This window comes from Streptomyces caatingaensis, from assembly GCF_001187435.1.
Lineage (GTDB): Bacteria > Actinomycetota > Actinomycetes > Streptomycetales > Streptomycetaceae > Streptomyces > Streptomyces caatingaensis.
The window spans coordinates 602,746-624,752 of record NZ_LFXA01000009.1 but is presented as its reverse complement, the minus strand read 5'-3'; the positions used below and the strand labels follow the sequence as shown (position 1 = coordinate 624,752).

The window sequence follows — 22,007 nt, the reverse complement described above, 5'->3', positions numbered from 1 at the left end:
AGGCTATGGGTAGGCCCTCCACGCGCGCAAACTATTTTTCCGGAGAGATTTCCGGGCCCTTCTGCGACTCCGGCTCGCGGCCGGCGCACAGCGCCAGGACATCGGCTCCGAAGGTGCCGAGCTTACGTCTTCCCACCCCTGAGATGACGGCGAGCTCCGCCTCGGTTCCCGGCACGGCCTCGGCGATGGCCAGCAGGGTCTTGTCCGTGAAGACACAGAAGGCGGGCTGCCCCAGCCGCGCGGCCTGCTCGGCCCGCCAGTCGAGCAGCCGCTCGTGGAGCCCCTCGTCCAGCTCGCTGGGGCAGTCCTCGCAGCGCAGCAGCTTGATCTCGCCCGCGTCGGTCAGGGTGCGGCCGCAGACGCGGCAGCGCGCCGGTCTGCGCCGGGCGGCCCGGCCCGCACCGCCGTCGCCGGGCGAGCGCCCGCCGGAGGCGTACGCGCCGGATCCGTAGGAGACGTGGCCCAGCGGGCCCGCCGCCTCGGCCCCGCCCGGACGGGGCGCCCGGGAGCCCGGCCGCAGACCGGCCAGGAAGCGGCTGGGGCGGCGGGAGGGCCGCCCGCCCGGCGCCCGGGAGAGCGCCCAGGAGAGGGTCAGATGGCGGCGGGCGCGGGTGACGCCGACGTAGAGCAGCCGGCGCTCCTCCTCGATCTGCTCGTCCGTCTTCGCGTAGGTGATCGGGAGCATGCCCTCGGTGAGGCCGACGAGGAAGACGGCGTCCCACTCCAGGCCCTTGGCGGCGTGCAGGGAGGCGAGCGTCACGCCCTCGACGGTGGGGGCGTGCTGGGCCTCCGCCCGCTCGTGCAGCTCGGTGACGAGGTCGGCGAGGGTGGCGCCGGGGCGGGAGCGGGCGAAGTCCTCCGCGAGCCGCACCAGGGCGGCCAGGGACTCCCAGCGGTCGCGGGCCGCGCCCGAGCCGGCGGGCGGCTCGGGCGTCCAGCCGCGGGTCGAGAAGACGGCCCGGACCTGGCCGGGCAGATCCTCGGCGGCGGCCAGCCGGGGGTCGGTGCCGTCGGCCGCCCGGGCCGCGCCGCGCAGCAGCACCTGGGCCTCGCGGACCTCGGGGCGCTCGAAGAACCGCTCGGCGCCGCGCAGCTGGTAGGGCACGCCCGCGTCGGCGAGGGCCTGCTCGTAGCCCTCGGACTGGGCGTTGACGCGGTAGAGGATCGCGATCTCGGCGGCGGGCACGCCGGAGGCGATCAGGTCGCGGACGCGCCGGGCGACGCCCTCGGCCTCCGCCGGCTCGTCGGCGAACTCCGCGTAGGCCGGCTCGGGGCCGTCCTCCCGCTGGGAGACCAGCTCCAGGCGGTGGTCGGCGGCCCGGCCGCGGGCCTGGGCCAGGAGCCCGTTGGCCAGGCGCACCACCTGGGGGGTGGAGCGGTAGTCGCGGACGAGGCGGACCACGGTGGCGCCGGGGTGGCGGCTGCGGAAGTCCAGCAGGTGGTCGGGGGTGGCGCCGGTGAAGGAGTAGATGGTCTGGCTGGCGTCGCCGACCACGCAGAGGCTGTCCCGGTCGCCCAGCCAGAGCTCCAGGAGGCGCTGCTGGAGGGGGCTGACGTCCTGGTACTCGTCGACGACGAAGTGCTGGTACTGGCGGCGGACGGTCTCGGCGATGTCGTGCCGGTCCTGGAGGACGCCGACGGTGAGCAGCAGGACGTCCTCGAAGTCGATCACTCCGCGCTCGCGCTTGAGCTGCTCGTAGACGCCGTAGATCCTGGCGGTCTCGGCGGGGTCGCGGGGGGCCTCGCGGGCGCAGCGGGCGACGGCGGCCGGATACTCCTCGGGGACGGTCTGGGTGACCTTGGCCCACTCGATCTCGGAGGTGGTGTCGCGCAGCTCGCCGCGGTCGAGGCGGACCCGGCAGCGGGCCGCGGCCTCGGAGACGAGCTGGGCCTTGCGCTCGACGAGGCGGGGCAGCTCTCCGCCGACGGCCTTGGGCCAGAAGTACTGCAGCTGCCGGAGGGCGGCCGAGTGGAAGGTGCGGGCCTGGACGCCGGTGGCGCCGAGCTGGCGCAGCCGGCCGCGCATCTCGCCCGCCGCGCGGTTGGTGAAGGTGACGGCGAGCACGCTGGCGGGCTGGAGCACCCCGGAGCGGACCCCGTAGGCGATCCGGTGGGTGATGGCCCGGGTCTTGCCGGTGCCGGCGCCCGCGAGCACGCACACCGGCCCCTTGAGCGCCGTGGCCACCGCGCGCTGCTCGGGGTCGAGCCCGTCGAGCACGGCGTCGGCGGTCTCCGGCACCTGGGGGAAGAGAGGGGAGTGCGTTGCTGGTGTCACCCCGCCATGCTGCCAGGTTCCCGGAGGCGGCCGGGACGGTTGTCCACAGGCGGGGCCCCGCGGTCGTACTTATGCTGGCCGGGAATGGGCGGGGGCGGGGTGCACGTTCTACCACCGGAGCACCGCTCCCCCACCACAGCACGAACCACTGAGGAGCCCCGATGTCCGCCGTGACGATGTACAGCACCACCTGGTGCGGCTACTGCGTACGACTCAAGCGCCAGATGGAGCGGGAGGGCATCGAGTACACCGAGGTGAACATCGAGCTCGACCCGGAGTCGGCCGCCTTCGTGGAGAAGGCCAACGGGGGCAACCAGACGGTGCCGACCCTGCTGTTCGCCGACGGCTCCACGCTCACCAACCCCTCTCTCGCCCAGGTCAAGGCCAAGATCGGGGTCGGCGTCTGACCCCCGCCTTACGGCGTCCCCGCTACGGCAGGGGCTCGCCGTACCAGAGCTCGACCAGCCGGGCCGCGATCGAGATCCCGCTGGGAGGCAGCACCTCCCCGGACTTGAACGCGGCCCGCAGCTCGTCCCGGGAGAACCAGCGCGCCTCGTGGATCTCCTCGCCGTCCACCTGGATCTCGGCGGAGACGGCGCGCGCCCGGAAGCCCAGCATCAGGCTGGAGGGGAACGGCCAGGGCTGGCTGGCGACGTACTCCACCTCGCCGACCACCACGCCGGCCTCCTCGGCGACCTCCCGCCGCACCGCCTGCTCGATGGACTCGCCCGGCTCGACGAAGCCGGCGAGCGTGGAGAAGCGGCCCTCCGGCCAGTGCATCTGGCGGCCCAGCAGCGCGCGGTCCTGCTCGTCGGTGACCAGCATGATCACCGCGGGGTCGGTGCGCGGGTAGTGCTCGGCGCCGCAGGCCGGGCAGCGGCGGATGTGGCCGGCGGCGGCGATGACGGTGCGCTCGCCGCAGCGCGAGCAGAAGCGGTGCAGCCGCTGCCAGTTCTCCAGGGCCACCGCGTGCACCAGCAGGCCGGCGTCGCGCGGCGACAGCAGCAGGCCCGCCTCGCGCAGCCCGGCCGGGCGCGCCGACTGGTCCATGCGGCCGGGCAGGGCGTCCTTCTGGAGGGCGAAGTAGGCCACCCCGTCCTCGTCCTGGCCCAGGAAGTAGCGGTGGGTCTCGGTGACGGGCGCCTCGAACGCCGGCGTCATCACCAGCTCCGTGCGGCCGTCGGGGGTGTCGTCGATCAGCGCCTGGCCCCCGGAGACCACGAAGACCCGGGTGGAGGGGTGGCTCCAGGCCGCCGCCAGCCACGCCTCGTCCAGGCGGTGGTGCGCGGCGCGGTCGATGCCGCTCGCGCCGCTGAGCGTGATGGGACGGTCGGCCGGGAATGCGGTCCAGGTGGTCACGGCTGCTTCCAACTCCCCCTGTGGTGATGGTCGTGGTGCGTCTGGGGCCGGTGGTGCGGCCCTCCCCCGTCAGTGCCCGTCCGGGCCCGCGGCGAGGTCGCCCCAGAGGTGGGCCGCGGTCTCCACGCCCTTCATGAGGAGGCCGAGCTCGACCTTCTCGTTCGGCGCGTGCCAGCCGTCCGACGGCACCGAGATGCCGAGGAACAGCACCGGGACGCCCAGGACGTCCTGGAGGTCGGCGGCCGGGCCCGAGCCGCCCTCGCGGGTGAAGCGGACCTTCTGTCCGAAGGCCCGGCCCATGGCCCGGACGACGGACCGGAGCGCGGGGTGGTCCAGCGGCGTCAGGCAGGGGCGGGTGGCCCCGGTGAAGGTGATCTCGTGGCGGATGCCGGCCGGGAGGCGGGCGGCCGTCCACTCCCGCACGGCCTGCTGGATCCGGTCCGTGTCCTGGCCCGCCACCAGCCGGAACGACAGCTTCAGCATGGCCGAGGACGGCACGATCGTCTTGCCGCCGGGGCCCTGGTAGCCGCCGCCGATGCCGTTGACCTCGGCGGTCGGGCGGGCCCAGACGCGCTCCAGGGTGGTGAAGCCGGCCTCGCCCAGGGTGGCGTGCGAGTGCGCGGTGCGCTGCCAGCGCTCCTCGTCGAAGGGCAGCTCGGCGAAGAGCTCGCGCTCGGCGTCGGTGAGCTCCACCACGCCGTCGTAAAAACCGGGGATCGCCACGCGGCGGTCCTCGTCGTGCAGCGCGGCGACCAGGCGGGCGGCCTCGGTGGCCGGGTTGGGCACGGCCCCGCCGAAGGAGCCGGAGTGGATGTCCTGGTCCGGCCCGTACAGGTCGATCTGGCACTCGACGAGGCCGCGCATGCCGGTGCAGACGGTCGGGGTGTCCTCGGCCCACATGCCGGTGTCGGAGACGATCACGCTGTCGCAGGCGAGGCGGTCGGCGTGCGCGCGGACCAGCGCCGGGAAGTTCGGCGAGCCGAACTCCTCCTCGCCCTCGACCAGCAGCTTGAGGTTGACGGCCGGGGCCGTCCGGCCGGTGGCCGCCAGGTGCGCGCGGACGCCGAGCGTGTGGAAGAACACCTGGCCCTTGTCGTCGGCGGCGCCGCGCGCGTACAGCCGGCCGTCCTTCACGACGGGCTCGAACGGGTCGGTGTGCCAGCCGTCCTCGCGGGCGGCGGGCTGGACGTCGTGGTGGCCGTAGACCAGCACGGTGGGCGCGCCCTCGTCCCCCGAGGGCCACTCCGCGAAGACGGCGGGGGCGCCGGCGCCGTCGCCCGTCTCCCAGACCTCGACCGTCGGGAAGCCCGTCTCCTTGAGCTTCGCCGCCAGCCAGTCGGCGCTGCGGCGGACATCGGCGGCGCGGCCCGGGTCGGCCGAGACGGAGGGGATGCGCAGCCACTCCGCGAGGTCGTCGAGGAAGGCGGCGCGGTGCTGCTCGATGTACGCGCGGACGGCACTGTCCGGGGTGTGGCTCATGGCATCGAGCCTATCCGGACACGTGCGGTGACCGGGACCGGGTTTCCCGCTCCGGGTCCTCTGCGGGCCCGCCGGGTCCGCCGCCCCCGCCGAGCAGGATCGCCTCCAGGGCGGCGCGGCCGGGCAGGTCCGCCGGGCGGACGACCGTGCCGTCGCGGACGTGGACGAACGCGGCGGTCACCCGCGACGGGGGGACGTTCCGGCGCTCGGCCCAGGCCAGGCGGTAGATCGCCAGCTGGAGGGGGTCGGCGGTGTCCCGGTCGCGGCCGGTCTTCCAGTCGACGATCTCGTAGCGCTCCTCGGCCCCCGCCATGCGGTAGACCGCGTCGATCCGGCCGCGGATCAGGCGGCCGGCGAGGGTGATCTGGAAGGGGGCCTCCACGCGGTGGGGGACGCGGTGGGCGTACGGGGTGCGCTCGAAGGCGGCCTTGAGGGCGGCGAGGTCCTCGTCGCCGGCCACTCCGTCGTCGTCCTCCCCGTCCTCCCCGGGCCCGTCGAGGTCGCCGGGTTCCTCGAAGCCGGGCAGGAGCAGCTCTTCGACGGCTTCGAAGCGGGACTCCAGCCACGCGTGGAAGCGGGTGCCGCGGCGCGCGGCCGGGCGTGGGGGGCGCGGCATGGGGCGTGCGAGCTCGGCCGCGAACGCGTCGGGGTCGGCGGCGAGGCGCACGAGCTGCGTGGCGGTCAGCGTCGCCGGGACGGGCACGTCGCGGACGGTGGCGCGGGCGCGGCGGAGCTCTCCGGCGAGTGCCTCCAGGTCACGGTCCCAGGAGTCGACGAGGCGGGATTCCTCGGGGGTGAGGGGCTCCTCATCGGGGGCGAGGGCGGGGGCGGCGGCGGAAGCGGGGTGGCGCGCAGGGGGCGGGTGCCCCGGGCCCGGAGCGCCCTGGGGGCGGGCGGACGGGAGGGTGTCCCAGGCCGCCAGGGTGGCTTCCTCCTCTTCCTCCTCTTCCTCGTCGTAGGGGGCGGGCTCGTGGTCGGAGGAGACGGGTCCGTCGAAGGAGGCAGGCTCGCTGTAGGGGGCAGGCTCGCCACAGGGGGCGGACTCGTCGCAGGAGGCAGGCCCGTCGTCAAAGGCGGGCTCGTCGTCCTCCTCCGGTGGCGGGGGCCAGTCCGCGTCGTGGGACGGCTCGGGGGCCGGGCGGGTGCCGGGGGTGCGGCCGAGGTGGGCGCGGACGGCGTCGGCGGCGGCGCGCCGGCGCGCCAGGGAGCCGGCGTCCAGCGGGAGGGGCCAGGCGAGGTCGGTCTCCCGCTCGGCCAGGGCGGGATTCTCCGCGCCCTCCTCGGGCGCGTCCGCCCAGACCTCGATCTCGCCGTGGCCCGCCTCGCAGTGCTCGCGCAGGGCGTGGAGGAAGGCGGACGGGCCGCGGGGGCGCTTCTGCTCGGGGCCCCACCAGTGGCCGGAGCCGAGGAGCAGGGAGCGGGGGCGGGTGAAGGTGACGTAGCCGAGGCGGAGTTCCTCGACGGACTGGTGCTCCTTCATCGCGGCTTTGAAGGCGGTCATGCCCTTGGCGTCCCAGGAGCCGACGCCGGGGAGCGTGTCCGCGTCGCCGCGCAGGGCGTGCGGCAGGACGCGGGCCTGGGCCGTCCAGGACTCGCGCGGCTGCTCGCTGGGGAACGTCCGCGCGACGAGGCCGGGAACGGCGACCACGTCCCACTCCAGGCCCTTCGACTTGTGCGCGGTGAGGACCTTGACCGTGTTCTCCGCGCCGGGCAGCGAGCTGTCGAGGCCCTTCTCGTACCGCTCGGCCGTGCGCAGGAAGCCCAGGAAGGCGGAGAGCCCGGCCTCCCCGTCCAGGCCGGCGAAGCCCGCGGCGATGTCGAGGAACTGGTGGAGCGTCTCGCGGCGGCGGGCCGCGAGCGCGTGCGGGGAGGCGGACAGCTCGACGTCCAGACCGGTGGTGGCGAGGACGCGGTGCAGGACGTCCATCAGCGGATCGGCCAGGCAGCGGCGCAGCTCGCGCAGCTCCGTGGCGAGGCGGGCGAAGCGGACGCGGGCGTCGGCGGAGAACGGCAGGCCGTCGGCCGGGGCGTCCCCCGCGGCCAGGAAGGTGTCGAGCGCGTCGGCGAGGGAGATCACCTCGGCCGGGTCGCGGCCCTCGACCGCCTCGGCGAGCCGGCGCTCCGGGTCCGTCCCGGCCGCGCCGCAGGGGACGAGGGTGCGGGCGCGGCGGCCGAGGAGCGCCAGGTCGCGGGGGCCGATGCGCCAGCGCGGGCCGGTCAGCAGGCGGACGAGCGCGGCGTTGGCCGTGGGGTCGTGGAGGACCTCGCAGACGGCGACGAGGTCGGCGATCTCCGGCAGGTGCAGCAGCCCGGAGAGGCCGACGACCTCGACCGGGACGTCCCGCCCGACGAGCGCGCCCTGGATCCGGGCGAAGTCGGCGGCGGTGCGGCACAGGACGGCGACGTCGCCGGGGCGGGTGCCGGTGCGCACCAGGTGGGCGATCGAGTCGGCGAGCCAGGCCAGCTCCTCGGCCTGGGTGGGCAGCAGGGCGCAGCGCACCAGCCCGTCGTGCTCGGCGCCGGGGGCGGGGCGCAGCGCCTCGACGCCCTCGTGGCGCGCGCGCAGCGGCGCGGCCAGGCCGTTGGCGAGGCGCAGCAGGCGGCCGCCGCTGCGGCGGTTCTCCCCGAGGGCGTAGCGGGCGGCGGGGCGGCCGTCGGCGTGCGGGAAGTGGCGGGGGAAGTCGTCCAGGTTGGCGACGGAGGCGCCGCGCCAGCCGTAGATGGCCTGGCAGGGGTCGCCGACGGCGGTGACCGCGTGGCCCGTCCCGCCGCCGAACAGGGCGGCGAGCAGGAGGCGTTGGGCGACGGAGGTGTCCTGGTACTCGTCGAGGAGGACGACCTCGAACTCCTCGCGCAGGATGCGGCCGACCTCCGGGCGGGTGCGGGCGAGCGCGGCGGAGAGGGCTATCTGGTCGCCGAAGTCGAGGAGGTCGCGGCGGCGTTTCTCCGTGCGGTAGGCCTCGACGAGGCCGGTCAGCTCGCGGCGGGCGCGGGCGGTCTCGGGGACCTTGCGCAGGTCGGCGTTGGTGAGCTCGGCGCCGTCGAGGGCGGCGAGCAGCTCCTCGTCGTGGGCCCGCAGGGCGGCCGGGTCCACCAGGTGCTCGGCGAGCTCGCCGTCGAGGGCCAGGAGGTCGGCGACGAGGTCGGCGAACGGGCGGGTGAGCGCGGGGTGCGGGCCCGGTGACGTCCGCAGGACGCGGGCGGCGAGCTGGAAGCGGGTGGCGTCGGCGAGGAGGCGGGCGGTGGGCTCCAGGCCGATGCGCAGGCCGTGCTCCTTGAGGAGGCGGCCGGCGAAGGCGTGGTAGGTGGAGATCTGCGGGTCGCCGGGGCCCTCCTCGTCGGTGGCCTCGCCGGCGGCGACGCCGGCCTTGGCGAGGGCCTTGCAGACGCGGTCGGAGAGCTCGCCGGCGGCCTTGTTGGTGAAGGTGAGGCCGAGGACGCGCTCGGGGCGCACCTGGCCGGTGCCGACGAGCCAGACGACCCTCGCCGCCATGACGGTGGTCTTGCCGGAGCCGGCGCCGGCGACGATGACCTGGGGGGCGGGGGGCGCGGTGATGCAGGCCGTCTGCTCCGGGGTGAAGGGGATGCCGAGCAGGTCCTTGAGCTGCTCGGGGTCGGTGAGGCGCGGCGTCATGTCCCTCACGGTAGCCGGGCCCTCCGACAACGGCCGGGGCGCTGTCACTCCACCACCTGCCGCCCCTCCGGCCGCGCCGAGCAGGCCGCGCGGAAGGCGCAGTGCGCGCAGTGCTGCCCGGGGCGCGGGGCGAAGCGTTCGTCGAGGACGCGGCCCGCCGCCTCGGCGAGGAGTTCGCCGATCCAGCCGTCGCCGGAGTCCTCCAGGGACTCCTGCGCCTGGACCTTCGGCAGGGCGTCGCCCCCGTCCCGCCGGGCCGCGCCCAGCCGCAGCTGGACCAGTTCCGCGCCGCCGGAGCGGGGCCGTTCGCCGCCGAAGGCGTCGTCGACCGCGCCCTGCCCGACCGCCAGCTGGTAGACGGCGAGCTGCGGGTGGCGGGCGACGTCGGCGGCGCTCGGGGCGTTGCGGCCGGTCTTGAAGTCGACCACGTACGCCCGGCCCGCCGCGTCCCGCTCCACGCGGTCCATGGAGCCGCGCACCCGCACCAGGTACCGCTCGGCCTTGAGCGTGACGTCGAAGGGGTGCTCGCCGGCGACGACCTCCCGGCCGCGCTCCAGCACGTGCCAGCGCAGGAAGCGTTCGAGGGCGGCCCGCGCGTTCTCCCGCTCCTGGCGGGACTTCCAGGGGGCGTCGAAGGCGAGCGCGTCCCAGACCGTGTCCAGGCGCTCCATGAGGACGTCGAGGTCGGCCGGGGCGCGGCCGGAGGCGACGTCGTCGGCGAGGACGTGGACGACGTTCCCGAAGCCCTGCGCCGGACCCGGCGGCGCCTCCGCCCGCACCTCGCGGCCCAGGAACCACTGGAGGGAGCAGGTGTCGGCGAGCTGTCCGAGGGCCGAGCCGGAGAGGACGACCGGCAGCTCCCGGTCGCGCAGCGGCACCTCGCTGTGCGTCGGCTCGTACAGCCCCCACCAGCGGTCGGGGTCCGCGGCGGGGACGAGCGGCCGGTCCTCCTCGTCGCGCAGCGCGGCGAGCCGCGCGAGCCGGCGGGCGGCGGCGGCCCGCAGGGCGGGGGACGCGGCGGGGTCCACGGTGGTGGCCCGCAGCTCCGCGACGAGCGCGGCGACCGCGAGCGGCCGGCGCGGGCGCTGGGTGACGTCCACCGGCTCGACGCCGAGTTCGGCGAGGAAGCGGGATGGCTGGTCGCCGTCCTCCGCCGCCGCCTTGACGGCCGTCACGACGAGGCGCTCGCGGGCACGCGTGGCGGCCACGTAGAACAGCCGGCGCTCCTCGGCGAGCAACGCGCCGGGCGGCAGCGGTTCGGCGAGGCCGTCGCGGCCGATGCGGTCGGCCTCCAGGAGGGAGCCGCGGCGGCGCAGGTCGGGCCAGAGGCCCTCCTGGACGCCGGCGACGACGACGAGCCGCCACTCCAGGCCCTTGGAGCGGTGGGCGGTCATCAGCCGGACGGCGTCCGGGCGCACCGGCCGGCGGGTGAGGGTGTCGGCGGCGATGTCCTGGGCCTCCAGCTCGTCCAGGAAGTTGAGGACGTCCCTGCCGCCGACGCGCTCCTCGGCGCGGGCGGCGGTCTCGAACAGGGCGCAGACCGCGTCCAGGTCACGGTCCGCGTTGCGCCCGGCCGCCCCGCCCCGGTGCGCGGCGCGGCGCAGCCGCTCGGGCCACGGCGTGCCGTCCCACAGGATCCACAGCGCGTCCTCGGCCGTCCCGCCGGCCGCGAGCCGCTCGCGCGCGGCGCGCAGCAGCAGGCCGAGGCGCCGGGCGCCCCTGGCGTACGCGGGGTCGTGCGCGACCAGGCGCTCGGGCTCGGCGAGCGCCTGGGCCAGCAGGACGTCCGAGGGCCGGGGGACGGGCCGTCCGGCCGCGCGCTCCTCCTCGCGCAGGGCGCGGCCGAGGCGGCGCAGGTCGGTGCCGTCCATGCCGCCGAGCGGGGAGGTGAGCAGGGCGAGAGCGGTCTCGGGCGCGAGCCCGGGCCCGCCCTCGGCCGCCTCCTCGGCCCCCTCGGTCTCCTCCGCCCCTTCGGTCTCCTCCGCTCCTTCGGTCTCCTCCGCCCCCTCGGTCTCCTCCGCCCCCTCGGTCTCCTCCGCCCCCTCGGTCTCCTCCGCTCCTTCGGCCGCGTGTCCCTCCGTGCCCTCGCCCCCCGCGGCCCCGGCGGCCCCCGCCGCCACCTGTTCGGCCACCACGCGCAGCGCCGTCAGCAGCGGCGCGACGGCGGGTTCGTGGCGCAGCGGGACGTCGTCGCCGTCGACCTCGACCGGCACGCCCGCCGACGTGAGCGCGCGCCGCAGCACCGGCAGGGAGCGGGCGCCGGCGCGGACGAGGACGGCCATGTCGCCCCAGGGGACGCCGTCCTCGAGGTGGGCGCGGCGCAGGATGTCGGCGACGTTGTCGGTCTCGGCGCCGGCGGTCGGGTAGGTGTACGCCTCGACGCGGCCGCCGGGGCGGCCGGCGGTCAGCTCGCGGTGGGCGCGGACGGCCTCGGCCGGCAGGCGGGTGAGCGGCATGCGGGCGGTGAGCAGCCGGGTGGCGGCCAGCAGCGCGGCGCCGGAGCGGCGCGAGGTGGTCAGCACCCGCACCGGGGCGGGCGTGCCGTCGCGGCGCGGGAAGGCGTGCGGGAAGTCGAGGATGCCGCCCACGTCGGCGCCGCGGAAGGCGTAGATGGACTGGTCGGGGTCGCCGAACGCGACCAGCGTGCGGCCCCCGCCGGCGAGGGCGCGCAGCAGCCGCCCCTGCGCGGCGTCGGTGTCCTGGTACTCGTCGACGAGGACCGCGTCGTAGCGCGCGGCCAGCTCCGCCCCGACCTCGGGCCGCTCGGCCAGCAGGACGGCGCGGTGCACCAGCTCGGCGTAGTCGAGCACGCCGCGCGCGTCGAGGACGTCGAGGTACTCGGCGAGGAAGGCGGCCGCGGCCGCCCAGTCGCCGCGCCCGGTGCGCCCGGCGAAGGCCGCCAGCTCGCCCGGCCCGAGGCCGAGTTCGCGGCTGCGCGCGAGGACGGCGCGCACCTCGTCGGCGAAGCCGCGCGTGGTGAGGCAGGCGCGCAGTTCGTCCGGCCAGCGCACCGCCCCGCGCCCCTCGCGCTCCAGCTCGGCCTGGCCGGCGAGCAGGTCGCGCACGGTCACGTCCTGCTCGGGGCCGGACAGCAGCCGCGGCGGCCCGCCGAACAGCTCGGTGTCGCCGTGCGCGCGCACCAGCGCGTGGCAGTACGAGTGGAAGGTGGTCGCCTGCGGGGCGCGCGCGCCGCCGAGCCGGGCGGCCATGCGGTCGCGCAGCTCGACGGCGGCCTTGCGGCTGAAGGTGAGGACCAGGACGCGCTCGGGGTCCGTGCCCCGGCGCACGCGCTCGGCGACGCTCTCCACGAGCGTGGTCGTCTTGCCCGTGCCGGGCCCGGCGAGCACCAGCAGCGGTCCCCCGCCGTGCTCAACCACCGCGCGCTGCGCCGCGTCCAGGCGAGGGGGGACCACGGGCCCCGGCGGGGTGCGCACCAGGCGGTACGCGCCGGCGGCGGCCCGGTCGGTCCGCCCGTGCTCCGGACGGTCCGGGCGCGACGAGCCGGAGGGGCGGTGGGAACTCACGTGGGCTGCCGGTCCTGGTCGGTGACGGGGGCGGTCGGGACGGTCCCCGACGCTACGCCAGGAGGCGGGTGGGGCGCAGTTCGTCCCGGGAGTCGCCCCGCACCGTCGGGCACCTCATCCGTTCAGGTGACACGGATGCGCGGTGGATCAGGTGTCGCGTTTCACACCGTCCGTACCGCCGGAATCTGCGCCGGACGCGGCGTCCGCGTCGGAGCGGGCGGCGTCGTCGCCCGGCCTCCCGTCCCACCGGGCCCGCGCCATCGCGATGCGCGGCACGTTCCCCTCGGCGGCACGGCCCGCCGGCCGCAGCGGCGTGCCCTCCTCGCGGTAGTGCGCCAGGGCGCGCAGCTCGTGGCCGGGGAGCAGGACGCCGTCCGCGCGCACGACGCGCCACCACGGGACGGCACCGCCGTAGAGCGCCATGACCCGGCCCACCTGGCGGGGCCCGCCCCCCTGCGCGGGACGCCCGTCGGGCTGCTCCTCGTGCGCCAGCCACTCCGCCACGTCCCCATAGGTCATCACCCGCCCCGGCGGGATCGTCTCGGCGACGGCCAGGACCCGCTCGGCGTACTCGGGCAGCGCGTCAGGGGGCCCTCCGGGCAGTGCTTCGTCGGTCACCCGGTCCATACTGCACGCCGGGCCGGGCCCCGGGACGGCCGGGACCGCACGGAGTGCGGCACCCGACCGCAGGGCGTACGATCCGTTGTCCGCGCCCCGGAAATGCACCCTGATACACCCTCGCCCCGCCGGGCCATGCCACCATCTTCCGGGCGGTGACTGCGGTGATACGAGAACGAGAAGACCGGGACGAGACGGACGGCGAGCAGGGCGCGGGGCCTCACGACGAGGCGCGCGCCCCCCACGCGCTGCCCGGGAAGGGCGCGCCGCGGCCCTCCGAGACGAAGGACGGCGAGGTCCACATCGACAAGGTCTCCGGCGACGAGCCGCTGCTCCCGGCCCGCGTCCACCGCCCCGCCGACCTGGTGCGCATGCTGCTGGGGATCGTCGGCATCGCCCTCGTCCTCGCCCTGGCGGCGTTCGCCCACGGCACGACGACCGGGCTGGAGGCGGACGTCAAGGACAGCGCGGGCCGCGCGCCGGCCACGCTGGCGAGCGTCGCGGGGCTCACCGCCAATGTGGCGATCTTCATCGTGCCGGTGGCCTTCGCCGTCGAGCGGCTGATCAAACGGGACGGGCTGCGCATCGCCGACGGCGTCCTGGCCGCGGTCCTCGCGCACGGCGTCTCCCTGGGCGCCGCCCTCTGGGTCGCCGAGGCGGCCCCCGAGACCATCCGCGAGGCGCTCACCCGGCGCAGCCCGACCGGCCACGGCCTGACCGACCCGGTGCACGGCTACCTCGCCCCCGTGATCGCCTACATGACGGCCGTCGGCATGTCGCGACGGCCGCGCTGGCGGGTCGCGATGTGGGCGGTGCTGCTGCTGGACGCCTTCGCGGTGCTGGTCAACGGCTACTCGACGCCGTTCTCCATCGTCATCACCGTGCTCATCGGCTGGGCCGTCGCCTACGGCACGCTCTACGCCGTCGGCTCCCCCAACGTCCGTCCGACCGGCCAGCACCTGCTGCACGGGCTGCGGCGCGTCGGCTTCCGGCCGGTGACCGCGCTGCGCACCGAGGACCCGGCCGGCGACAGCGAGCCGCACGACCGCGGCCGCCGCTACGTCGTCACCCTGGAGGACGGGCCTCCGCTCGACGTCACCGTCGTGGACCGCGAGCGGCAGGCCCAGGGCTTCTTCTACCGCGTCTACCAGCGCCTGGCCCTGCGCGGCTTCACCCAGCGGCGCAGCCTCCAGTCGCTGCGCCAGGCCCTGGAGCAGGAGGCGCTGCTCGCCTACGCGGCCATCGCCGCCGGCGCCAACGCGCCCAAGCTCATCGCCACCTCCGAGCTGGGCCCGGACGCCGTGATGCTGGTGTACGAGCACATCGGCGGGCGCCGGCTCGACACCATCCCCGACGCCGAGCTGACCGACGAGCTGCTGGCCAGCGCCTTCCGGCAGGTCAAGGCCCTCCAGTCGCGGCGCATCGCGCACCGCCGGCTCGACAGCGACTCGCTCCTGGTGGATCGTTCCGGCAATGTCGTGCTCACCGACCTGCGCGGCGGGGAGATCGCGGCGGGCGACATCGTCCTGCGCATGGACATCGCGCAGTTGCTCACCACCCTGGGCCTGCGGGTCGGCGCCGAGCGCGTGGTGGCCTCGGCCGTCTCCGTCCTCGGGCCGGACGCGGTGGCCGACAGCCTGCCGCTGCTCCAGCCGATCGCCCTGACCCGCGCGAGCCGGGCCACCCTGCGCCGGCTCGCCCGCGAACGCTCCCGGCGCGAGCGGGACGCAGTGCTGGAGGCGTCCCGGATCGCCAAGGAGGAACGCGCCCGCGAACGCGCGGCCCGCGGGTCGGCGGAGGAGGACGGGCGCCGGGCGATCAAGGCCGAGAAGGCCGAGAAGCGGGCGGAGAAGAAGGCGGAGAAGCAGGCCCTCGACGTCGCGGCCGAGGAGGCCCGCGAGGAGGACCTGCTGGCGCAGATCCGCCGGCAGGTGCTGCTCATCCGGCCGCAGGCGCCGATAGAGCCCGTCCGGCTGGAGCGGATCCGGCCGCGGACGCTGATCAGCTCGATCGCGGGCGCGATCGCCGCGTACTTCCTGCTCTCCCAGCTCTCGCACGTCCGCTTCGGCGACATCGTCGAGCAGGCCAACTGGGGCTGGGTCGCGGCCGCCGCCGCGTTCTCCGTGCTGAGCTACTTCGCCGCGGCGATGCGGCTGCTGGGCTTCGTCCCGGAGAAGGTGTCCTTCCTGCGGACGGTGATGGCCCAGGTCGCGGGCTCCTTCGTGAAGCTGGTCGCGCCCGCGGCGGTCGGCGGCGTCGCCCTCAACTCCCGCTTCCTGCAACGGGCCGGGATCCGGCCGGGCCTGGCCGTCGCCAGCGTCGGCGCCTCCGAGCTGATCGGTCTCGCCGCCCACATCGTGCTCCTGCTCACCTTCGGCTACATCACCGGCACCGAGCGGACGTCGTCCCCGCTGCCGCCGTCCCGCACGGTCATCGGCGGGCTGCTGACCGCGGCGGTGCTGGTGCTGGTCGTCACGGCCATCCCGTTCCTGCGCAAGTTCGTCTCGACGCGGGTGCGGTCGCTGTTCGCGGGCGTCGTGCCGCGCATGCTGGACCTCCTCCAGCGGCCCCGGAAGCTGGTCAACGGCATCGGCGGCATGCTGCTGCTGACCGCCGCCTTCGTGATGTGCCTCGACACCTCGATCCGGGCCTTCGGCGGCGACATGAGCTACGCGAGCGTCGCCGTCATCTTCCTCGCCGGCAACGCCCTCGGCTCGGCCGCGCCGACCCCGGGCGGCGTCGGCGCCGTCGAGGGCGTCCTCATCGGCGCCCTGACCCTGGCGGGCCTCCCCGCCGAGACGGCGACCCCGGCGGTGCTCCTCTACCGCCTGCTCACCTTCTGGCTGCCGGTCCTGCCGGGCTGGCTCTGCTTCAACCAGCTGACCCGCAAGGGGGCCATCTAGTCGCGCGGGCGGCCCGTCCAGCCGGCTCGGCGGGACGCCGCCGGCACCCGCTCGCGGGCGAACACCCACGCCGTCAGCAGCGTCGTGGCGCACAGCGCCGTCCCCGCCACGACGAGGCTCGCGCGGAGGCCTGGCAGGGAGAAGGTGTCGCCGGGCCCGGCGACCAGGGTGCCGAAGACGGCGACGGACAGGGCCCCGCCGGTCTGGCGGACGGCGTTGAAGAGGCCCGAGGCCGTACCGGCCCGGTGGGCGGGGACGGCGTCCATCAGCAGGGCGGTGAGGGCGGGCATGGCGAGCGCGCCGCCCAGCCCCATCGGCACCAGCAGGAACACCACTCGCCACATCGGCGTCCCCTCACCCAGCGGGAGCAGCGCGAACATCGCCACCGCCAGCACTGCCTGGCCCACCAGGATCACCGGGCGGCGGCCCAGCCGCTCGGCCAGCCGCGGGGACAGCAGGTTCGCCGCGGTGATCACGGCGGCCAGGGGGACGAACATCAGCCCCGCCTCCGTTCCCGGCATCCCGCGCAGCTGCTGGTAGTAGAGGCCCAGCAGGAACACCACGCCGTAGAAGCCGGCGTTCGCCGCGAAGCCGATCACCAGGGGCAGGACGACGCCGCGCTGCCGGAGCATCGCCGGCGGCACCATCGGCGCCGGGTGCCGCCGCTCCACGGCGGCGAAGGCCGGGCCCGCCAGGACCGCGACGGCCGACGCGCCCGCCACCGAGGGCGCGGACCAGCCCGCGTGCCCGCCCTCGATGACCGCGAACGTCAGGGCCGCGAGCGCGAGGACGGCGGTGACCTGTCCCGCCGGGTCGAGCGGCCGGGGCCGGCGCGGGGAGGGCGCGGTCCGGGTCAGCAGCGCCAGGACCACCGCCCCGAGCGGGAGGTTGAGCAGGAAGACGGCGCGCCAGCCGGCCGTCTCGGTGAGCAGTCCGCCCAGCACGGGCCCGGCGGCCAGGGCGACCGAACCGCCCACCGTCCACAGCGCGAGGGCGCGGGCCCGGCGGGCCGGGTCCTCGTAGGCCTGCCGCAGCAGCGCCAGCGAGGCGGGCATCATCACGGCGGCGGCCGCGCCCTGGGCGATGCGCGCCCCGATCAGCCAGCCGATGCCGGGCGCGAGGGCGCAGCCGAGGGAGGCGAGGGTGAACAGCGCCACCCCCACGGTGTACGCGCGCCGGGCGCCCGCACGGTCGGCGAGCGCCCCCGCGGAGAGCATCAGCGCCGCGAACATCAGCGTGTACGCGTCGACGATCCACTGGAGCCCGGCCATGCCGCCGTGCAGGGAGGAGCGGATCGCGGGCAGCGCGAGGGTGACCGCGGAGACGTCGACGGTGATGACGGTGAAGCCGAGGAGGGAGACGATCAGCGCGGCGGAGGGGGACGGCGCCCCCGCGCGGCCCGCGGCGGGCGCGGCCGCCGGGACCGGGCGCGGGGTGGTGACGGACGGTATGCCGGACTCGTCCGACGACATGGGAACTCCTTCTCGCGGGGCCGGCGGCGGGCAACGGCCGCGCGGCACGGGGGACGTGGCCCGCGGACGGCCCCGCCGCCCCGGCCGCGGCCCGGCGCCGTGCGCCCCCTGGGTCCGCGGCGGCCGTGCCGCCCGCGGCCCTCAGTCTCGGCGGGCCGCCCGGACGACGGCAGGGCGCGCGCTTCCGGGGCGCGCCGTTCCGGGCCCTGACACGGCCCCCACCGGCGCGGGCCCAAGGAGCCAATGACCGGATGGCACACGGCACCGAGCTGGGCAGACACCTCCGCGCGCGACGGGCGCTGATCACCCCCGGGGACGTGGGACTGCCCGTCGGCGCGGGGATCCGGCGCACACCCGGACTGCGCCGCGAGGAGCTCGCGACGCTCGCCGGGGTGAGCGTCGACTGCTGCACCCGCCTGGAGCGCGGCCGCGAGACGAACCCCTCGGCCGCCGTGCTCGACGCCCTCGCCCGCGCGCTGCGCCTGCGCGGCGACGCGCACGAGCGCCTCTACGAGCCGGCCGAACACGCCTCGGGGCGGCTGACCGGACCGTCCCGCGCCGACGAGCCGACCGTGCGCCCGTCGGTCCTGCGCCTCCTGGAGGCGGTACGGCCGCTGCCCGCGTATGTGGTGAGCCGGTACAGCGACATGCCGGCCGCGAACCCGGCGGGCCGGCGCCTGATGCCGGGCCTGTGGGACTGGCCGCCGGAGCAGCGCAACCTGACCCGGTACCTCTTCCTCACCCCGCGGGCCGCACGCTCTTCCGCCCCTGGGAGGAGACCGTCGCCAAGTCGGTGGCCAACCTGCGGGCCGTCGGCGGACTGGACCCCGACTCGCCCCGCCTCACCGCACTGGTCGGGCGAACTGCTCCTGAGATCACCGGAGTTCGCGACGCTGTGGGACCGCTACGACGTGAAGGAGCGGCTGGGCGGCTCCAAGCCGTTCGCACACCCGAGGCTCGGGGACGTGACGCTCGCCTACGAGGTGATGCGGCTGGACCGGACGGGCGGCCAGCGGCTCGTCGTCTACTCGGCGCCGGAGGGCTCCCCGGAGGAGGCGGCGCTGCTGCGGCTGGACCCGGAGCGGGCGCGGCAGTTGCCAGCCTCGTAAGGCATCCGGCCTTGCACATGCGAGCCGTTTCCCCCTAACGTGCCGCGCATGCGGTCCTACACCATCGGCCGGGCGGCGCGGCTCCTCGGCGTCAGCCCCGACACCGTCCGCCGCTGGGCGGACGGCGGGCGGCTCCCCACCGCGCGGGACGAGCACGGCAAGCGGCTGATCGACGGCACCGACCTCGCGGCCTTCTCCGTCGCGCTCGCCGCCGAGGCGGCCGAGGACGGGGACGAGCCCCGCACCAGCGCCCGCAACGCCTTCCCCGGCATCATCACCGCCGTCAAGCTCGGCGACGTCGCGGCTCAGGTGGAGGTGCAGGCCGGACCGCACCGGCTGGTCTCGCTGCTGACGCGGGAGGCCGTGGAGGAACTCGGGCTGGCCGTCGGCATGGAGGCCGTGGCCCGGGTGAAGGCCACGAACGTCCACATCGACCGCGTCTGAACGCGTCCTCACCGTCCGGGAGATCCGATGCGCCGCCGCTCCGTCCGCCTCGCCGCCCTCGCCGCGGCGCTCCTGCTGCCCCTGGCCACCGCCTGCGGCGGCTCCGGGGGCGCGGGGGACGAGGGAAAGGGCGGTACGACGCTGACGGTGCTGGCCGCCGCCTCCCTCACCGACGTCTTCAAGCAGGCGCAGACCGCGTACGGGAAGGAACACCCCGGCACCACCGTGAAGTTCTCCTTCGCCGGCTCGCAGGAGCTCGCCGCGCAGGTGCGCCAGGGCGTGCCGGCGGACGCCCTCGTGACGGCCGACACCAGGACGATGGACGGCCTGGCCGAGCGGACCGGCGAACCCGTCGTCATCGCGAAGAACCGCCTCACCATCGCGACCGCCCCCGGCAACCCCAAGCACCTCAAGGGCCTCGCGGACCTCGCCAGGAGCGACCTCAAGGTCGTCCTGGCCGCGCCCGAGGTACCCGTCGGCCGCTACGGCCGGCAGATCCTCGACCGGCAGCGCGTCGCCGTGAAGCCGGTCTCCCAGGAGCCCAACGTCCGCGCGGTGCTGAGCAAGGTCGCCCTCGGCGAGGCCGACGCCGGCCTGGTGTACACCACGGACGCCACGGCGGCGGGCGGCAAGGTCGGCACGGTCGCCGTGCCCGACGCGCAGAACGCCGTCGCCTCCTACCCCGCCGCCCCGCTCAAGGGCTCCGAACACGCCGGGCAGGCCGCCGAGTTCGTGCGGTGGCTGCGCGGCGACACGGCGCGCCGGCTGCTCACCGCGGCCGGCTTCCAGCGGCCGTGAGGCGCGTCCGCCCGCCGCTGGCGCTGGTCCTGCCGGCCGCCGTCGCGGTGACGTTCCTGCTCCTGCCCCTGGCGGGCGTGCTCGCGCGCACCCCCTGGCCGACGCTCCCCGCCCGCGTCGCCTCCCCCGAGGTCGGCCACGCGCTGACCCTCTCCCTCACCGTCTCCGGCTGGGCCCTCCTCGTCTCGCTCGTCCTCGGCGTGCCGCTGGCCTGGCTGCTGGCCCGGACGGACTTCCCCGGCAAGGCGTTCGTGCGCTGCCTGGTGATGCTGCCGATGGTGCTGCCGCCGACGGTGGCGGGGGTGGCGCTGCTCCAGGGCTACGGCCGCCGCGGCCTGGCGGGCGGCGTCCTGGCGGACTGGACCGGTGTCACCCTCCCCTTCTCGACGGCGGGCGCGGTCGTCGCCTCCGCCTTCGTGGCCATGCCGTTCCTGGTGATCAGCCTCGAAGGGGCGCTGGCCGGGCTGCACCCGCGCTACGAGGAGACGGCCCTGACGCTGGGCGCGTCCCCCCTCCGCGTCTTCCGCACGATCACCCTGCCGATGATCGCCCCCGGCCTGCTGGCCGGCTCGGCCCTCTGCTGGGCCCGCGCCCTCGGCGAGTTCGGCGCCACGATCACCTTCGCCGGGAACCTCCCCGGCGTCACCCAGACCCTCCCCCTCCAGGTCTACCTCCTCCTCCAGAACGACCCCGAGGGCGCAACGGCCCTCTCCCTCCTGCTCCTCGCCATCGCAACCGCGGTCCTCCTGACCCTCCGCGGCCGCTGGACGGGCACGCCCCGGGCGGGCCGTCCGGCGGGGCGCGCTCCGGCCCGTCGGTCACTCGCCCCGGCCCGTCGACCGCTTGCCCCGGCCCGCCCGGGGCTCGATCCAGTCCGCCCGGGACGTGCGGACGAGCGGCGGAGCCGCGATACAGCCCGTCCGGGGCGCGCCGAGGAGCGGCGGAGCCTCGATACAGCCCGCCCCGCGCCTGCGGACGAACGGCGGAGGCGCACTACAGCCCGTCCGGCGTTTGAGGACGAGCGGCGGAGCCGCGATGGAGCCCGTCCGGCGTTTGAGGACGACCGCGCGGAGCGCGGTTCGGGGGGTGCAGGGGGCGGAGCCCCCGCTCACCGCGCGGCGCGCGCCCTCGCGGGCGCGGTACCGGGTCCGGGGCGTGCCCCGGAGGAAACGGTGAAAGGGCGGGACCGGGGCACAACTCCCCCCACAGCCACAGCCACCCCTACCCCCCACCCCCTCCACACCACCCTCACCGGCACCGTCACCCTCACCCTCACCGCCCCACCCGGCACCACCATCGCCGTCGTCGGCCCCAACGGCGCAGGCAAGACAACCCTCTTGAGGGCCCTCCTCGGCCTCACCCCCAGGGCCACCGCAAGCCCCCTGCACCTCGGCACCGGCACCCCCGCCGACGTCTCCCGGCTCCCCACCCACCACCGCCGCATCGCCTGGGTTCCCCAGGACGGCGCCCTGTTCCCGCACCTCACGGCCGCGGCCAACGTCGCGTACGGCCCACGGGCCCACGGCGTCCCCCGCCGCGAAGCGCTGCGCACGGCCCGCGCGCACCTGGACGAACTGGGCGTGGGCCACCTGGCCGGGCGCCGGCCGGACGCGCTCAGCGGCGGCCAGGCACAGCGCGTGGCCCTGGCCCGCGCCCTGGCCGCACAGCCGGAACTCCTGCTCCTGGACGAGCCGTTGGCGGCGCTCGACCAGTCGACGAAGGCGTCCGTACGACAGACCCTGCGCCGCCGGCTCGCCGGCTTCGGAGGCGTCTGCCTGCTGGTGACGCACGACCCGGTGGAGGCGGTGTCCCTCGCGGACAGGGTCCTCGTCCTGGAGGACGGAGCGGCCGTGCAGTACGCGCCCCCCGAGGAGGTGGCCGCACGCCCCCGCTCCCCCTGGGTCGCCCGCATGCTCGGGCGGAACGCCTGGCCGGGCACCCCGGCCGAGGACGGCACCCTCGTCCTCGACCTCGACCACGACCACGACAACACCGACGAGGACAACACCGGCTACGGCGCCAGCACCCGCCTGACCGCCACCACCCCCCTCCCGGCCGGAACGAGGACGGCCCTGGCCGTCGCGGACGCCGAGGCGGTGACCCTCCACACCGCACCCCCCGACGACGGCACGGACAACACCTGGCCCGGCACGGTCCAGGAGATCACCGCGCAGGGCGGCCGCCTGCGGATCCGCGTGGCCGGCGCCGGCCCGGAGACCGTGGCCGAACTGCCCCCGGGCGCCCTGGGCGGCCTGGCGGAGGGCGCCCGGGTATGGGTGACCGTGCCGCCGAAGGAGATCACGCTCATCCCCAGGGACAGCACCCCGTACCCCTCCGACGCCGTTTGACGCACTTCACGGCGCGCACGCCCGCACGTCCACCCGTACGCCCC

The 22,007-nt window shown here is 76.3% G+C and carries 13 protein-coding genes; 6 read left to right on the top strand and 7 right to left on the bottom strand.

The features are described from left to right. Positions 1 to 31: 31 nt before the first annotated feature. Positions 32 to 2,275 (bottom strand): ATP-dependent DNA helicase UvrD2, encoded by a 2,244-nt coding sequence (locus AC230_RS16035; RefSeq protein ID WP_049716843.1) that lies wholly within the window; start codon positions 2,273 to 2,275, stop codon positions 32 to 34. A gap of 161 nt (positions 2,276 to 2,436) precedes the next feature. Here AC230_RS16035 and AC230_RS16030 point away from each other — a divergent pair, with 161 nt between their 5' ends. Further along, positions 2,437 to 2,682: a mycoredoxin gene (locus tag AC230_RS16030; protein WP_049716842.1), complete on the top strand. Its 246-nt coding sequence runs from the start codon at positions 2,437 to 2,439 to the stop codon at positions 2,680 to 2,682. Positions 2,683 to 2,704: 22 nt separating this feature from the next. Here AC230_RS16030 and nudC read toward each other — a convergent pair whose 3' ends face one another. The 5 genes from nudC to AC230_RS16005 all read right to left on the bottom strand — a co-directional run bounded on the left by nudC (position 2,705) and on the right by AC230_RS16005 (position 12,898). Further along, entirely contained in the window at positions 2,705 to 3,634 is a 930-nt protein-coding gene (nudC, locus tag AC230_RS16025) for an NAD(+) diphosphatase (protein ID WP_049716841.1), read from the bottom strand. A gap of 69 nt (positions 3,635 to 3,703) precedes the next feature. Then, the gene (locus AC230_RS16020; RefSeq protein WP_049716840.1) at positions 3,704 to 5,113 is read right to left on the bottom strand and encodes a dipeptidase; all 1,410 of its coding nucleotides are present in this window, start codon (positions 5,111 to 5,113) and stop codon (positions 3,704 to 3,706) included. A 10-nt stretch (positions 5,114 to 5,123) separates the two neighbouring features. Further along, entirely contained in the window at positions 5,124 to 8,747 is a 3,624-nt protein-coding gene (locus AC230_RS16015) for an ATP-dependent DNA helicase (protein ID WP_049716839.1), read from the bottom strand. Positions 8,748 to 8,791: 44 nt separating this feature from the next. Further along, positions 8,792 to 12,181, bottom strand: coding sequence for an ATP-dependent helicase (locus tag AC230_RS16010; RefSeq protein WP_078871314.1), 3,390 nt, complete (start codon positions 12,179 to 12,181; stop codon positions 8,792 to 8,794). Between the two features lie 237 nt (positions 12,182 to 12,418). Then, positions 12,419 to 12,898 (bottom strand): MGMT family protein, encoded by a 480-nt coding sequence (locus AC230_RS16005; protein WP_049716837.1) that lies wholly within the window; start codon positions 12,896 to 12,898, stop codon positions 12,419 to 12,421. Positions 12,899 to 13,053: 155 nt separating this feature from the next. Between AC230_RS16005 and AC230_RS16000 the strand changes: the two genes are divergently transcribed. Continuing rightward, entirely contained in the window at positions 13,054 to 15,792 is a 2,739-nt protein-coding gene (locus AC230_RS16000; RefSeq protein ID WP_049716836.1) for a lysylphosphatidylglycerol synthase transmembrane domain-containing protein, read from the top strand. On the opposite strand, the gene AC230_RS15995 is transcribed toward AC230_RS16000, so the two are convergent. Next, complete coding sequence (locus AC230_RS15995; RefSeq protein WP_078871281.1) at positions 15,789 to 17,264, bottom strand: MFS transporter; 1,476 nt, start codon at positions 17,262 to 17,264, stop codon at positions 15,789 to 15,791. The genes AC230_RS16000 and AC230_RS15995 overlap by 4 nt on opposite strands. Positions 17,265 to 17,515: 251 nt before the next feature. Between AC230_RS15995 and AC230_RS15990 the strand changes: the two genes are divergently transcribed. The 4 genes from AC230_RS15990 to AC230_RS15975 are packed head-to-tail and all read left to right on the top strand — an operon-like array spanning position 17,516 to position 21,963. Continuing rightward, entirely contained in the window at positions 17,516 to 18,373 is an 858-nt protein-coding gene (locus tag AC230_RS15990; protein ID WP_241833235.1) for a helix-turn-helix domain-containing protein, read from the top strand. A gap of 48 nt (positions 18,374 to 18,421) precedes the next feature. Beyond that, a complete protein-coding gene (locus AC230_RS15985; RefSeq protein ID WP_049716835.1) occupies positions 18,422 to 18,817 on the top strand; it encodes a TOBE domain-containing protein in 396 nt (131 codons plus the stop codon). A 27-nt stretch (positions 18,818 to 18,844) separates the two neighbouring features. Then, positions 18,845 to 19,615, top strand: a complete 771-nt coding sequence (gene modA, locus AC230_RS15980; protein WP_049716834.1) for a molybdate ABC transporter substrate-binding protein — start codon at positions 18,845 to 18,847, stop codon at positions 19,613 to 19,615. Continuing rightward, the gene (locus AC230_RS15975) at positions 19,612 to 21,963 is read left to right on the top strand and encodes an ABC transporter permease (protein ID WP_049716833.1); all 2,352 of its coding nucleotides are present in this window, start codon (positions 19,612 to 19,614) and stop codon (positions 21,961 to 21,963) included. Before modA ends, AC230_RS15975 begins: the two co-directional genes overlap by 4 nt. Positions 21,964 to 22,007 lie beyond the last annotated feature (44 nt).